The 13,784-nt window shown below is 66.2% G+C and carries 20 protein-coding genes; 7 read left to right on the top strand and 13 right to left on the bottom strand.

Annotated elements, in window-relative coordinates:
• Nucleotides 1-319: DUF202 domain-containing protein (locus BST13_RS40255; RefSeq protein ID WP_211296244.1), on the top strand; the 319-nt coding region annotated here is incomplete at its 5' end.
• A gap of 8 nt (nucleotides 320-327) precedes the next feature.
• On the opposite strand, the gene BST13_RS32550 is transcribed toward BST13_RS40255, so the two are convergent.
• From BST13_RS32550 to BST13_RS32540, 3 genes are all read right to left on the bottom strand, one after another.
• On the bottom strand, nucleotides 328-924 hold the full coding sequence (locus BST13_RS32550; RefSeq protein WP_083169500.1) for a TetR/AcrR family transcriptional regulator: 597 nt from the start codon (nucleotides 922-924) through the stop codon (nucleotides 328-330).
• 9 nt (nucleotides 925-933) lie between these two features.
• Entirely contained in the window at nucleotides 934-1,992 is a 1,059-nt protein-coding gene (locus tag BST13_RS32545; protein WP_083169498.1) for an alcohol dehydrogenase catalytic domain-containing protein, read from the bottom strand.
• A gap of 92 nt (nucleotides 1,993-2,084) precedes the next feature.
• Entirely contained in the window at nucleotides 2,085-3,143 is a 1,059-nt protein-coding gene (locus BST13_RS32540; RefSeq protein WP_083169496.1) for a YeiH family protein, read from the bottom strand.
• 72 nt (nucleotides 3,144-3,215) lie between these two features.
• Between BST13_RS32540 and BST13_RS32535 the strand changes: the two genes are divergently transcribed.
• On the top strand, nucleotides 3,216-4,133 hold the full coding sequence (locus tag BST13_RS32535) for a LysR family transcriptional regulator (protein ID WP_083169494.1): 918 nt from the start codon (nucleotides 3,216-3,218) through the stop codon (nucleotides 4,131-4,133).
• A 78-nt stretch (nucleotides 4,134-4,211) separates the two neighbouring features.
• Here BST13_RS32535 and BST13_RS40250 read toward each other — a convergent pair whose 3' ends face one another.
• Nucleotides 4,212-4,496 (bottom strand): hypothetical protein, encoded by a 285-nt coding sequence (locus tag BST13_RS40250; protein ID WP_083169492.1) that lies wholly within the window; start codon nucleotides 4,494-4,496, stop codon nucleotides 4,212-4,214.
• 179 nt (nucleotides 4,497-4,675) lie between these two features.
• On the opposite strand from BST13_RS40250, the gene BST13_RS32525 reads away from it, so the two are divergent.
• Nucleotides 4,676-5,125: an ArsR/SmtB family transcription factor gene (locus BST13_RS32525; RefSeq protein WP_083169490.1), complete on the top strand. Its 450-nt coding sequence runs from the start codon at nucleotides 4,676-4,678 to the stop codon at nucleotides 5,123-5,125.
• A gap of 204 nt (nucleotides 5,126-5,329) precedes the next feature.
• Nucleotides 5,330-5,455, top strand: coding sequence for a hypothetical protein (locus BST13_RS40245; protein ID WP_281254778.1), 126 nt, complete (start codon nucleotides 5,330-5,332; stop codon nucleotides 5,453-5,455).
• A gap of 44 nt (nucleotides 5,456-5,499) precedes the next feature.
• Here BST13_RS40245 and BST13_RS39975 read toward each other — a convergent pair whose 3' ends face one another.
• The gene (locus BST13_RS39975) at nucleotides 5,500-5,640 is read right to left on the bottom strand and encodes a hypothetical protein (RefSeq protein ID WP_245839898.1); all 141 of its coding nucleotides are present in this window, start codon (nucleotides 5,638-5,640) and stop codon (nucleotides 5,500-5,502) included.
• Between BST13_RS39975 and BST13_RS40495 the strand changes: the two genes are divergently transcribed.
• Together BST13_RS40495 and BST13_RS32515 are read left to right on the top strand one after the other, a co-directional pair.
• Nucleotides 5,572-5,781, top strand: a complete 210-nt coding sequence (locus BST13_RS40495) for a WhiB family transcriptional regulator (RefSeq protein ID WP_425437082.1) — start codon at nucleotides 5,572-5,574, stop codon at nucleotides 5,779-5,781. The genes BST13_RS39975 and BST13_RS40495 overlap by 69 nt on opposite strands.
• On the top strand, nucleotides 5,778-6,206 hold the full coding sequence (locus BST13_RS32515) for a Fur family transcriptional regulator (protein ID WP_083169486.1): 429 nt from the start codon (nucleotides 5,778-5,780) through the stop codon (nucleotides 6,204-6,206). The genes BST13_RS40495 and BST13_RS32515 overlap by 4 nt, the downstream gene beginning before the upstream one ends.
• Before the next feature lie 173 nt (nucleotides 6,207-6,379).
• On the opposite strand, the gene BST13_RS32510 is transcribed toward BST13_RS32515, so the two are convergent.
• Nucleotides 6,380-7,246, bottom strand: a complete 867-nt coding sequence (locus BST13_RS32510; RefSeq protein WP_142282888.1) for a hypothetical protein — start codon at nucleotides 7,244-7,246, stop codon at nucleotides 6,380-6,382.
• A gap of 394 nt (nucleotides 7,247-7,640) precedes the next feature.
• On the opposite strand from BST13_RS32510, the gene BST13_RS32505 reads away from it, so the two are divergent.
• Complete coding sequence (locus BST13_RS32505; protein ID WP_083169516.1) at nucleotides 7,641-7,976, top strand: ArsR/SmtB family transcription factor; 336 nt, start codon at nucleotides 7,641-7,643, stop codon at nucleotides 7,974-7,976.
• Between the two features lie 132 nt (nucleotides 7,977-8,108).
• Here BST13_RS32505 and BST13_RS32500 read toward each other — a convergent pair whose 3' ends face one another.
• The 7 genes from BST13_RS32500 to BST13_RS32470 form a co-directional block, all read right to left on the bottom strand.
• On the bottom strand, nucleotides 8,109-8,987 hold the full coding sequence (locus tag BST13_RS32500; RefSeq protein ID WP_083169482.1) for a metal ABC transporter permease: 879 nt from the start codon (nucleotides 8,985-8,987) through the stop codon (nucleotides 8,109-8,111).
• On the bottom strand, nucleotides 8,984-9,709 hold the full coding sequence (locus tag BST13_RS32495; RefSeq protein WP_158087239.1) for a metal ABC transporter ATP-binding protein: 726 nt from the start codon (nucleotides 9,707-9,709) through the stop codon (nucleotides 8,984-8,986). Before BST13_RS32495 ends, BST13_RS32500 begins: the two co-directional genes overlap by 4 nt.
• A complete protein-coding gene (locus tag BST13_RS32490; RefSeq protein ID WP_158087238.1) occupies nucleotides 9,706-10,719 on the bottom strand; it encodes a WD40 repeat domain-containing protein in 1,014 nt (337 codons plus the stop codon). The genes BST13_RS32495 and BST13_RS32490 overlap by 4 nt, the downstream gene beginning before the upstream one ends.
• Nucleotides 10,716-11,723, bottom strand: coding sequence for a CobW family GTP-binding protein (locus BST13_RS32485; protein ID WP_083169476.1), 1,008 nt, complete (start codon nucleotides 11,721-11,723; stop codon nucleotides 10,716-10,718). Before BST13_RS32485 ends, BST13_RS32490 begins: the two co-directional genes overlap by 4 nt.
• Nucleotides 11,698-12,006 (bottom strand): hypothetical protein, encoded by a 309-nt coding sequence (locus tag BST13_RS32480; protein WP_095533799.1) that lies wholly within the window; start codon nucleotides 12,004-12,006, stop codon nucleotides 11,698-11,700. The genes BST13_RS32485 and BST13_RS32480 overlap by 26 nt, the downstream gene beginning before the upstream one ends.
• The gene (locus BST13_RS32475; protein ID WP_083169474.1) at nucleotides 11,991-12,941 is read right to left on the bottom strand and encodes a metal ABC transporter solute-binding protein, Zn/Mn family; all 951 of its coding nucleotides are present in this window, start codon (nucleotides 12,939-12,941) and stop codon (nucleotides 11,991-11,993) included. The genes BST13_RS32480 and BST13_RS32475 overlap by 16 nt, the downstream gene beginning before the upstream one ends.
• 308 nt (nucleotides 12,942-13,249) lie before the next feature.
• Entirely contained in the window at nucleotides 13,250-13,765 is a 516-nt protein-coding gene (locus tag BST13_RS32470) for a helix-turn-helix domain-containing protein (RefSeq protein WP_083169472.1), read from the bottom strand.
• Nucleotides 13,766-13,784: the final 19 nt, after the last annotated feature.

The raw sequence follows: 13,784 nt of genomic DNA, 5'->3' as shown, positions 1-13,784 counted from the left end.
TACGCCACCCTCACCAGCTCCACCACCGACACCGACGACGTCGTCGCCTACTACGGCGTCACCAAAGCCGTCTGACGGTCCGCCGATGACGCCGCGGCCCGGATGCGATTATGCGACCGCGTTGGCGACCGAGCGGACATTCCTTGCCCGGCAAGGTATGACGCTCGGGCTTCTCGTCGGGGCGGTCGCCGCCCAGTGCTTGTTCGCGACGTGGCTGCCCCTGCTCGGGTGTGTTCTGAGCGTCGCACTCGCGGCAATGGCGATCCTCATGTCCGCTGCCGATGTGATTCGGTGGAGGCGTATCGGCAAGTGTGGGTGATGGTTTCGCTAATCTGGTCGATGACAATCGATGAGGCACAGCGCCGGTCCGATCAACGCCAGGAGTCGGTCGCGTGGAACACCGTCTCGAGCCTGAACCGAGATCCCGTGCAGCACTGCGGCATACGCGTCGCCCACGGCCTGAACGTCGATATTGGCAGACAGCTCACCGGCGATAACGGCTGCCCGCAGCCGCTCGACGAGAGAATCGGTGCGACGGCGCCTGCGTTCGGCGAGCCAGCGACGGACGTCGTCATTGGCCGGTGAGCAGTTTGTGGCGGCGCTGACCACCATGCAGCCTCGTGAACCGTCACCGGTGTAGACCTCGACCGCCTCGCGCAACATTCGTTCGATGGCACGGCGGAAGGTCGGCTCCTCTGCCAACGCGCGGTCAGCGAATCCGCCTTCCTGCTGCTCGTACCGCTCGATGGCCTCCCGGAACAGCGCCTCCTTCGACCCGTATGCCGCGTACAGCCGGGCCGACGCTATCCCGGTCACTGCGACGAGATCGCTCATCGACGTGCTTTCGTAGCCGCGGTCCCAAAACACCTGCTGTATCTGCTCGAGCACCTGAGTCCGGTCGAATTCCCTTGGCCTGCCGGCCATTCTGCCTCCTCAGAACCGGTCGATCACCACGACGCCGATGGTGCCGAACGCTTGCATCGACTTCAACACCGAGCTCGCCTCGGCCAGGCTGACCGTCCGCGACACCACGGCACCGGGGTCGAGTCGGCCGGCTTCGATCATGGCCAGCATGGTGGAGAATCGGTGACCCGCCATGCCGAAGGCGCTGACGAACTCGAGCTCCTTGATCAACATCAGATCGATCGGCACGGCGATTTCACCGTTTTGAGCGGCAGTGGTGTGACCGAGCTGCAGGTGGCGCCCGCGGGTCCGCAAGGAGCGCACCGATGCCTGGCAGGTCTGCGCCAGGCCGACCGCGTCCACCGATACCTGTGCGCCGCCCCGGGTCAGCTCGGCAATCTGCGTGGGCACGTTCGGCCCAGCCGTCAGGGTGTGCAAAGCCCCGACGCGTCGCGCTGCGGCGAGCTTGTCGTCGCTGATGTCGACCGCAATCACGTTCGCGCCTGCGGCCACCGCGATCTGGACGGCAGCAAGTCCGGCGCCGCCGCCGGCCCCATACACCGCGACCCATTCACCGGCCCGCACCCGGGCCTGGTTGACGACGCCGTGAAAGGCCGCGATATACCGGCAGCCCAGACTGGCTGCTGCGGTGAAACTCAGCGAATCGGGTAAAGCCACCATGTTGACGTCGGCATGCCGGACCGCAACATACTCGGCGAACGCGCCCCAGTACGAGACACCGGGGACCATCGTGTCGACGTGCTCGCACACCTGCTGCTGCCCGGCACGGCACGTCGGGCACGTGCCGTCACCGGGGTTCATCGGGAACGTAACCCTGTCCCCCACATGCCAATTACGGACCTCAGAGCCGACTTCCTCGACAACTCCGGCGAACTCATGCCCGAGCACGAACGGCGGCTTGACCACAGGGCCGCCGGCCCAGAAGTCACCGGACCACAACGCCCAGTCGGTGCGGCAGATACCGTTGGCGACGACTCGCACGATCGCCCCGTCAGTTGGGCAATGCGGCGCGGGCACATCCTGGATCACCAACGGTCGGCCGATCTCCTCGATCACGGCTGCACGCATCGCTCACCATCCCATTCTTTGTCGATCGACAAACAATAGCATCGATCAGGAATGCGCCGATCCGGCGACCGCACTCGACTACCGCCGAGAGATCAGGTTTGGAGGCTCGCGGTGGTGAGGAACTGCACCGCGAGGCTGGTGCCCGCCACCACGATCCACAGCATCCCGCCGAGCAGCACCGGCTTCAGGCCGGTCCGCCGCAGTGCGCTCAGGTCGGTCGAGAGCCCGATCGCCGCGAGCGCCCAGGTGATCAACAAACCCGCGAGTTCCGCCCCCGGCACCCGGATCATCGACGGCAGCGGCCACACCGAGTTCAGTGCTGCCAGCGCCACGAAGCCGATGAGAAACCAGGGCACCAGCTTCCACACCTTCGGGCGGTGAGCACTCGAGCCGGCGACACCGCCGCGGCGGGCCGCCAGGGCTCCGACCACCATGACCACCGGAATGATCGCGAGGGAGCGCGTCAGCTTCACCACCACGGCGGTGTGCGCCGCCTGGTCGCCGTACACCGCCGCCGCCGCGACCACCGACGATGTGTCGTTCACCGCGGTCCCGGCGAACACCCCGAAGGTGTGCTGACCGAGGCCGAGTAGATGCCCGAGGACCGGGAACGTGAGCACGGCGGCGATGTTGAACAGGAAGATCGTGCTCAGCGCATACGCCACGGCGCTCGGCTTGGGCTTGAGCACAGGTGTCACTGCGGCGATCGCAGAAGCGCCACAGATCGCCGTGCCGACGCCGATCAGGGTGCGTAGGTCGTGGTCGATCCCCAACCAGCGACCGAGCAGCCAGGCACAGCCGAATGCTGCGGCCAGCGTCGCGCACATCACCGGCAGCGCCGAACCGCCGACCTGCCAGGCCTGCTGCAGCGAGATCTGGGTACCCAGCAGCACCACCGCAGTCTGCAGCGCGAGCCCGCCGGTGAGCCGCAGGCCGTGTGGCACCGTCGGCCACCGCTTGGCGGGGCGCAACCAGCTGGCCAGAAATACGCCGATGAGAACAGCGGCCACCGGTCCGCCGAGGACCGGGATCGCCTTGCCGACCACGGTGGCGACGGCAGCGACGCCGAGGGCGAGTGCTGCGCCGGGCAGTGCCTTGATGATCCGGCGCCGAGTGCGAGTCGGGGCGGCGTCGACGTGGGTGGTGCTCATGTCAGTCGACGATCCCGCCCGAGAAACCCGAACGGTACCCACAGGACGGCTATCTACCCATAGGCTTGCCCTATGGGTCAGGGGCCGGCACCGTCGATCGACGCGCTGCGATTGCTCATCACCGTCGCTGACACCGGATCAATCTCGGCCGCCGCCCGCGCCGAACGGATCAGTCAGCCCAGCGCGTCGGCACGGCTGCGCAACCTCGAGCGCCGACTCGGACTCGAGCTGCTCGATCGCCGCACCCGCGGCGCCGAACTGACGCCGGCGGGGCGGGCCGTCACCGAGTGGGCCCGCGGCGCGGTGGCCGCCATGGAGGACCTGCTCACCGGAGCCGCAGCCATGCGGGCCGACCGCACGGACCGGGTCGCCTGCAGCCAGACCATCGCCGAATACCTGATGCCGGCCTGGCTCGCGCGGGTCCGCGAGCACACCGACGAACCGGTGCACCTGACCGTGGCGAATTCGGCCGGAGTGGTCACAGCAGTGCTGGGCCACGACGCCGACCTCGGGTTCGTCGAGGGGCCGACAGTGCCGGCAGGCCTCACCAGTCGAGTGGTCCGGTCCGATCGGTTGGCGTTGGTCGCGGCCCCCGGGCATCCGCTCACCCGACGTCGGAAACCGGTCGAGGCATCCGAACTGGCGACCCTGGAGTTGGTCATCCGTGAGCCCGGCGCGGGTACCCGCGACACCTTCGAGCATGCGCTGGCGAAGGTGGGGCTGGCGGCAGACGCCGCGGCAGTGAGCCTCGGCAGCAACGCCGCGATCAAGGTGATGGTGGCTGCCGGCGCGCACGCCGCGGTGCTCAGCGAATTGGCAGTGGCAGCCGAACTACGCGACGGCCGGCTGGTGGAGATTCCGGTGACCGGGGTCGACCTGCATCGACGACTGCGTGCGGTGTGGCGGGCATCGGCCACGCCCCGTGCGGTGATGTCGACCCTGTTGGCGGTCGCCAGCGGGCGCGCAGCCGGGCCCCGCAACCGCCGATAGTTGAAAATCCCTGCAGTGCTTGAGTTTTCGGTAGCACTTCGCAGGCGAGCTCCGCCCGCCGTTACGACCACCGATCGATCAGGGTTGCCCCATCCCGTTCATGGGGTTCATGGGATTGGCTGGGTTGTCGGGGTTCAGTGGGCTGGCCGGGTTCGCGGGGTTGGCGGGGTTCAGCGGGCTCAGCGGATTGGCCGGATTGGTCAAGCTGTTCGGCCCGTACGGACCTACGTTGCAGACCGCGCTGGCGTTGCCGATGCAATCGGCAGGGTTGAACGGGTCGGGATTCGCCGGATCGGCACTCGCCGCACCCGCGGCCGCTATCGCCACAGCAACCAACGCGGCAGTCGCCACCGATGTGAACATCTCGGCAGATTAGCAAGTCGCGCAAATCAAGCCGGCCCTTTTGGCCGCGCGAGATCAGCTCGGCGTGCCAGCCACGGCGTGGTCAGACCCCGGCCGCCCGACCGTGGCGTCCAGTTGCGTTGCGGCCAAATGGAAGGCACACCTTGGCATCGTTACCCGCAAAGCCCTATCATCTTCGTATGTGTGCAGATACGAAGGTGTGCACGTTCGGTCCGGACAGCGCGTATGTGGATCTGGCGGCAGAGGTGCTGCGGCTGGTGTCCGATCCGACGCGGATTCGGATCATTCTGGCGTTGCGTGATCACGGCGAGCTGTCGGTGAATCAGCTGGCCGAACTCGTGGGCAAGACCCCGACGACGACGTCACAGCATCTCGCGAAGCTCAGGTGGGGGCGCGTGGTCGGGGCGCGCCAAGACGGAGCGCGGATGTTCTATCAACTCGTCGATGAGCAGGCACGGGAACTGGTGGCACTGGCGGTATTTCAGGCCGAGCGAGCCCTGGGACAGGGCTCTGCGCATGAGCGTGCAGGCCTGCCGCCAGGCCCGGCCGGGTTGGCAGACGGCCGATGCCCCGGTGCGGGCCGTTCGACGTCCGACGATGGCGCCGATGGCCGCGAGGATGAATCCTGACTCTTGCGCGCTTATGACGGCCACGCCGACGCCGTCGGCCTGTGCCCAGCCTTGCGCGCGCGGAGGTATGCGCACCCGGGCACTGAACTGACGAAGGGCATATCACCCGAACAGCTTTCGTGGCAATTATTTTCGACACGACGAGTCGACCGGCGTAGGTTTGTCGCTACGTACATGAAAATCGTTTTCATTTAGGGGGAAGGAATGCGGACTCCGGTCATCCTCGTCGCGGGCCAGGCCGACTCCGGTTGTGCGACGCAGACGTTGATGGGCTTTGGCACCACCACCGCCCGTGCGCGCTCCCGAAACGCCGCGCACATCATCCGATGACCGGCCTGCGCCGGCGAGCGCTCTGCACCCGCTTCGATACCCCCTCACGGCGTCGCGGCATCCCCGATGAGCTGAACTGGCAGCTGCGAGCGCAGTGCCGCGGCCTGCCCGTCGAGATGTTCTTCGCGTCCGAACACGACACCGGCACGGCCCACCAGCGTGTCCTTTACGAGCAGGCCAAACACGTGTGCCGATCCTGCCAGGTGCGCCAGGCATGCCTGGACCACGCGCTCAAACGCCCGGAGAACTACGGGATTTGGGGCGCGACCACCCCACGAGAACGACAGAAAATGCAACCTGCGAACGAGGAGGCGCACGACACATGATTGCCCACACCTCCGGTGAAACAGCGCCGGCGAGCAGACGCCGACAGACCGCGGCACAGCGCGCCGTGCTGTCCGTCCTCGACAGCAGCGAGCACTTCCGCAGCGCCCAGCAACTCTATCGACAACTGCGCCAACACCCTACGCACCAATTCGGACTCACCACGGTATATCGCGTCCTGCGCACCCTTGTCGAGGACAAGATCGCCGAGATTCAACGCGCCGAAGACGGCGAGCTGCTCTACCGGATTCGCACCACCAACGAGCACCGCCACTACCTGCTGTGCCGACAGTGCGGGCGCGCCGAAGCCTTCACCTCCACGCCCATTGAGGACCAAACCCGCCAGCTGAGCCGCACATTCGACTACACCGACGTCACCCACCACGTCGACCTGTACGGAGTGTGCCCGCGATGCCGAGACACCTGAACCACACCAGACAGCCCACCGCCCCTCTGGACGTCAGGACGGTGTCAATTATCTGGTCGATATCGACAACGCAACCGGTGAGCACACCGAAGGAAGGCTGGCATTGCCGTGATCGAGAGGCCTTGCCAGGTCCGGATCGCAGTTGCGGGGCCAGCCTCGCGGTGATAGCGCGCTCAGCCTGATTCGGACGGCGCCGGCTCGGACGGCACCGCGGGGGCCGTTGCCGCAACGCCCTCCTTCTGATCTCCATCGTTGACCTTTTCGGTGGCCGCCTCCGAGGCTTCTGGTGTGCCAGTCGAATGTCGTGCCTTCTTCAGTTTGCGATGAAGCCATGCCGCGCGTGCAGCGATAGCTGCGGCGATCGCAGACCATGTTGTCCAGCTTCCAAAAACCTGGTGCACAGTGAAGCTGAAAGTCCGCTTCACATGGATACGCAACGGTATGTCCGTATTTACCGACGCGCCACCGTCAATCGGGACCGAAATGTGCGCCATCAGAACGAGTTCATCGAGTGGCCTCTTAGGAGTCACGTCCCAACTCCAAAGCAAAGCGATGTCACGATCCGTCGAGGCGTTGCGCGCCTGACTGGGCGTAACGATCGCATCCTCCGGGCTCGCAGAGAGCTCCGCCGTCGTCGTGGGTCCGACACGAACCGTGCCCGCAGGCGACGTAATCGTCTGTGGCAACAACGCATTGATACTGCTGCTCAGCTCAGGGGTATCCCCGATCGTCAAACCGATGACATCCGTAGTCCCTGCCGAAAGGACATCAGGGTGGTGCCACTTCGCCTTCGCAGTGACGAGTTCCGCCTGCTCGGTGTGAACACGGATCCATTCGCCAGCGATACCATCCGAGCGGTGCCCCGTCCCGACTTTCTCCGACAGCGCCGAGTTGTCCCGGCCCGTGTTCGGCGCCGGTGTCTCATCAATGCCACACGCGCTCGTCGCGAATAGCAACACCAGGACACCGCCGGTCAATGCCAGAGCTAGCGCCCCGCGTTGGCCCACTACGCGGTGACGAATACTGCAGAACAGCACCATGCCTCAGCATGACCGCAATGCGGTCACCAAGGCATGAGTAACCGACTACTCGAGTCGAGAGTCGGTGCTAACCATCGGCGCAGACACATCACCCGAAGTCGGCTCGTCCGGCGTTGCAGTTCAAGCTACGGCGCGGTTGCAGATGCGTGAGTATCGGCGCCCGTCGACAAGCCCTCTGCATGCAGATACTATCCATTAATGATAATGATAATCGTTGCCATAGAGACTTGGTGACCGCCTACCCCCAACTGGTGGGTGCGACGATGTTGATGCGGTGCGGTGCACGAATCAAGACCGTACGCTCGATGCAGCGATGGCGTGGCGTGCGTTGACAACTGATCCATGTGACGGTGAGCTGCGCGCCGGCGAGCTTCGTTTCGGCCACGCCCGGTCCGTGTCCGCATTGCCCCGAAAAGTTCACCTACCGGCGTCGCCGTCGGGCGCTGTTATCACCGCGGCAGGAGACTTGCTTCGCGCCATCGCGGCGCCGGTGCGTATCGCCATCGTGTTGCAACTCAACGAGTCCCCGTGCTGCGTGCACGAGCTCGTCGACGCGCTGCAGACGCCGCAATCACTGGTGAGTCAGCATTTGCGGATCCTCAAGGCCGCCGGGGTGGTTGCCGGGGAACGGGCGGGGCGCGAAGTGGTGTATCGCCTTGTCGACGATCACCTCGCCCGCATCGTCGTCGCCGCGGTGATTCACGCGGCGGAAGATCCGACGATCAAGTGAGCCACTGGTGTGGCGACATGAGACCATCGGTATGACGCCCGTTTCCCTTGTCCTCCAGACTAATTCGGCATTCAGGCGGTGACCGGCGTGCGGTAACCCCTGGACGCTCGGCTGTCCAGGGACGGGCGCCGACTAGCCCTGTTGCGTGACCTCATCACCGTGGCTGCCCGCACGCTGCACGGTGCGGTGGAACGCGCGTACGGGGCGCACCCACAGTGCCGCAACCACAACCAGGCCGACGGCGACGAGCGCCACGGTCGGGCCGGCCGGCAGTCCAGCGTGATAGCTGACGAGCAGGCCGACTGCGCCTGCCCCGGCCCCTGAGCCGATCGCGATGAGCAGCATCGTCTCCAGTGACCGGGCGAGCAGTCGCGCGGTGACCGCGGGCGCAATGACCAGTGTGACTGCCATCAGCACCCCGACGGTGACCATTCCGGCGACCACGGTCAGCGAGAGGACGACCAGTAGTGTGGCGTCGACCAGTCCGACATGAATGCCTACGGTGCGTGCGTGTACGGCGTCGAACGTGGTGGCCAGCAGCACCGGCCGCAGAGCGGTGACCGCCAGCACGACAAGCAGTGCCAGAGTGGCATCGATGACCACGTCGGTGCGGGTGACCGTGAGCGGGTTGCCGAACAGGATGTGGGCCAGGGCCCGGGGATCACTTTGTAGCGACACTCCGATCACGCCGAGCGCGAAGAGTCCTTGTCCGACAACGCCGATGGCGCCGTCCTCGGGTATGCGTGCCCGCACAACCAGCACCGAGACGATCAGCGCCATCGTCACGGCTGCGACCAGCCCGCCCACCAGCAGGCTGCCGCCGATGATCGACGCACCGGCCACACCCGCCAGGATGCCGTGACTCATGGCATCGGTCAGGTAGACCAGCCGCCGTGAGAGCGCCCAGATCCCGCACATCGGTGCTGCGATGCACACCGCGAGAGTGGCGATCGTCGCGCGCACCATGAAGTCGTAGCCGAACGGGTCGGCAAGCCACGACCAAATGCTCACGCGGCCGCCCGGCGGGTGAAGATACGGTCGACACCGTCGATGCTGAGCACGTCGGTGGTGGCGCCGTTGGCGACCACGGTTCCCCGTACCAGGGCCACCGTCTTGGTGAACGACGTTCGTGCAACATCGATCTCGTGCAGTGCGCACATGAGCGTCCCGCCGGCGCGGGTGAAAGCCCCCAACAGGTTGATCACGGCGTCCGCGGTGGTGACGTCCAAACCGGTCAGCGGCTCGTCCAAAATCATGATGTCGGGTTGTTGCGCCAGCGCCCGGGCCAGCAGCACTCGTTGCGCTTGGCCGCCGGACAGTTCCGTGACGGGCCGCTTCGCCAGGCTTGCCAGGCCGACGGCGGCCAGTGCTGCGGTGACCACATCACGGTCGTCTCGGCTGGGGCGTTGCCACCACCATCGCTGCGGTCGACCCGCCGCCACGACATCGCCGACGGTGAAGGGCAGATCCCATCGGGCTTGTGAACGCTGTGGGACATAGGCGATTTCGACGGTCGTTCGCAGGTGATGACACGCTTCGGCGTGCAGGATGACCTCACCGCCCGCCGCGGGCTCCAGGCCGGCCAGGGCACGCAGCAGCGAGGACTTGCCGCTGCCGTTGTGGCCCACAACGGCCAGGGATTCCCCGGCGGCGACGGTCAGGTCGGTCGGCCTCAGCGCTCGTCGCTCACCGTAGGTGACGGTGAGAGCGCGGGTTTCAAGCAATGGTGTCACGATCGAAGTGAGGCGGGCATGTGGGCGACGACGGTGGCGTCGGACCAGCCTGCAAGCAATCGGCCGGTAGCGTCCCAGCTGATCGCAGTGGCCGGGGCCTGTTCGCTGAGAATGTCCCGGGCCGCCAGCGGGCGACCCGGCCGACCGCGACGGGGTTCCCACAGCGCCACTTGACCATCGCCGGCGGCCGCGGCGAGCAGGTCGCCATGCGGAGACCACGCCAGGGCGGTGACAGTGGCGTCGTGCGCCCGCAGAATTCGTGGCGTGCGGCCCCGCGGCCCGGGGCCGGTGAAGTCCCAGACGGTCACATCCTGCCCGCCGCCGGAGGCGAGCAACGCGGAGTCGGGCGAAAATTCCAGTGTGCTGATTTTCGTTGGGTAGCCCGACATTTCGAGTTCGTCGCCGCCGCGGCCGATCCGCCACACGTGGAGCGTCGCGTCCTGATTGCCGCTGGCAGCCCATCGCCGGTCGGGGCTGATCGCCAGGGCCAGAAGCGATCCGGTGAACGGCAGAATATCCGGTGCCGCCGTCGGTGACGCGTGATACACATGCACCCCGCCGTACGCGGCGGTCGCGACGCGCCGGTTGACCCAGGCCACGGCGGTCACCGTGCTGTCGCGCTCGGCGCTGAACAGCTCGTTGCCCTCGGCGTCGAGGATCATCACTGCGCTCCCCACTCCGGCAGCCAGGCGGGATCCATCAGCACTCCACGCCACCGATGCACACCAACCCTTCCGCCGACTGCACAGGACCGTGCCGTCCGCGTCGAGGATGTCGACCCCGTGGATCGAACCGACCGCGATCCGGTCCCCGGCAGGCGACCAGTGCACCGCCAAACAGCCTCGTGAGAGATTGCGTCGCCGCTCGATCGCTCCTTGTCCCGACACCAGCACGAGGGACCCTTCTGCGCCGGCCACCGCGACCCGGCCATCAGGTGCCGCCGACAGGGCCGCCACGGCGTCATCGACGTTGATCCGCCACGAATGTGCCGGCAGGACTGCCGCATTCATCGCGCCGACACCAGACATTGCCGGAAGCTGGACTCTAGTTCGGCGCGGTCCAGGTTGCGGCCGATGAACACCAACCGGTTGCGGCGGGGTTCCCCGTCACGCCACGGTCGGCCTTCATCACCGTCGAAGAGCATGTGTACGCCTTGGAAGACGTACTGCCGATCCTGGCCGGCAAGGGCGAGGATCCCTTTGCTGCGAAAGATGTCTACCCCTTTGGCGGCCAGGAGTCCGCCCAGCCACACGTTGAGCGTGTCGATGTCGACTTCGCCGTCGATCTGGATCCCCACCGACGTCACCGTGGCGTCGTGTTGATGGTCGGTCTGCTCCAGGAAAGCGGGGTCGTCGGTGAGGACGCGTTGTAGATCGAACGCACCTACGTCGAGGATGCGGTTGAGATCCACCTTGGCGTCCTGGGCACGTACGATCTCGGCGCCGCGATTGATGCCGCGCAGCCGGTCCTCGACGGTGGCCAGATGCTCTGGAGAGACCAGATCGACCTTGTTGAGGATCATTCGGTCCGCGAACGCCACCTGTTCGACCGCCTCGTTCTCCACGCCCTGCGGTTTGTCCTCGTCGAGATGGTCCAGGACATGGGCGGCGTCGACCACCGTGACGATCGCATCCAACCGCAGCTGGCTGCGCATCTCGTCGTCGACGAAGAACGTCTGGGCGACCGGCGCCGGATCGGCCAGTCCGGTGGTCTCGATGAGGATGTGATCGAAGCGGTCCCGGCGGTGCATCAACGCGCCGAGGATACGGATCAGGTCACCACGCACGGTGCAGCAGATGCAGCCATTGTTCATCTCGAAAATCTCTTCTTCGGCGTCGAGAACGAGCGCATCGTCGACGCCCACCTCCCCGAATTCGTTTTCGATCACCGCGATCCGCTTGCCATGCTGTTCGGTGAGGATCCGGTTGAGCAGCGTGGTCTTGCCCGCGCCGAGGAACCCGGTGATCACTGTCACGGGCACGCGATCGTCAGTCACGGTGGTCACGGTGGTCATGGTGGTCTCCATCGGGATAGGCGACGAGTGCGGCGCGCAACTCCGCGACCGCAACGTCGATGGTCGGTTTGGGGAACTTCCAGGTCCGCCGCGGCGGCCCGAGTATGGCGATGACGGTTTCCACCGGTGGACAGTCCGGCTCGGTGCATGCCAGCTGCTGCACCAGCACGGGCGCTGCGGAGTCGAGTTGCGCAACCGTGCGCACGATGCCTTTCAGCCGACTGACATGCTCGCTGTTCGGCGTGAAAGCCGCTGCACCACCGAGGTTTACGGGCCCGCGCACTGCAGGCCCTTCTCCAGCCGATCGAGATTGGCCCGCATCACGGTGAGGTAATCCTGATCGGGGCCCAACGAGCCGCGGGGATCGAACTCCAACGCCGAGAGCAGGCTGACCTGTGCCCCGATCTCGTCGGCAACGGTCTGAGACAGGTTCTTGGGCAACGCGTCCTCGAAAAACACTGTCGTGACGTGGCGTTGCCGCGCTACCTCGGCGATCGAACGCAGCGTCTGCGGGTCGGGTTCGTCCTCAGGGCTGACCCCGGCGATCGGCACCTGCTCCAGCCCGTACTCGTGGGCCAGATAGCCGAAGGCGGCATGGCTGGTGACCAGTACCGGCGTCGCGCACCGTGTCAGTCCATGCTTGTAGTCGCTGTCCAGGCCCCGCAAGCTCTGCTGCACCTGCGGCAATGCCGCGTCGACGCGACCGCGTAATTGTGGTGCGCCGGAGATGATCGCAGCGGCCGCCGCGTCGGCCATCGCGATCATCTCGGCCGGAGACAACCACACATGCGGATCTTTGTTGCCGGCCAAGGCTTCCTTGCCGATATTGCCCGCGGTCAGCAGCTCCACACCGGGCGCGGTGAGCAGGTCCAGCGTGGTGACATCAGGGCCCAGCTGGGCGATCGCCCGCTGCACATCGGGCTGGAAATCGGCACCCAGATACAGCACAACGTCAGCGCGACCAAGAGCCTTCTGCCCGTTCGCATCCACGGCGAGATCGTGCGGCTCGGTACCCTCCGGAGTCAGCGAGACAACCTCGGCGTCACCACCGGTCAGCGCCATCGCCAGCCACTGCACCGGATAGAAATTCGTCACGATCACCGGCTTAACCTGCTGCGGCACTGCGTGTTCACTGTCACTGCCCGAGCCAGACGAGCATGCAACCGCCGAGCACAGCAGCGCGGCCGTGAGTATCGCAGCGAGCCCCCGTGTTGCCATCTACATCCCTTCTTGAAAATGATTTTCAATAAGATAGCACAGCGGCATGCTCAGGGCCATGGGCTCAGACGCGCATGACAAATGCCTGGGACGACCCCACCGCCCCGACCGAAACAAGCGCATGCTCTAACCGACAGCGGCCGTCACCTTCAGCCTCCGCACGCGCCTGAAGGCAGCAATTCACAAGTGCGCGTGACGGTTTCGATACATCACTCCCCCAGCCGAAACCCACGGCACCCCAGCGAGTCCCACAAATCGGCCGCGGGATGGGGCCGCAGACAGGCCAATTCGTCTGCGGCACTCACACGTCACCGCGGGGTGGTGATCACCACCACCGCTTCTGCAGCACCATCGAGGGCGGCGAACCGGTGGCGGCGATCGCTCAGCCAACTCGCCGTCGCGCCCTCCTCGATCAGGATCTCCTCACCGACCGGTCCGGCCAGCACCTTGCCGTCGACCACCGTGAGGTGCTCACGCACGCCCGCCCCATGCGACGGAGAGACGTGCTCGGCGCCGGCGGGGAACTCCAACCGGAACACCTCAACGGTCACCCGCGGCAGGTGCCGCACCGAGAGCAGCACCGTGCGCATCCCGCCGCCGGCGGCAGAGTGCACGCCCGGCGACTCGCCGACCAGCGCGGTCAGCGGCACGTCGAGGGGTTCACACAGGGCGTAGAGCGTCTCGACCGTGGGATTGCGACCGCCCGACTCGATCTCGGACAACGATCCCTTGCCGACTCCCGCTCGGCGGGCGAGCTCGGACAGGCTCAGACCCCGCTCAACCCGTAGCTCCCGCAACCGGCGACCGACCTCTCCCGCATACATTCCCTCATGCTACGTTCCG

This window comes from Mycobacterium aquaticum, assembly GCF_002086485.1.
Lineage (GTDB): Bacteria > Actinomycetota > Actinomycetes > Mycobacteriales > Mycobacteriaceae > Mycobacterium > Mycobacterium aquaticum.
This window is presented reverse-complemented; position numbering and strand designations above follow the sequence as displayed.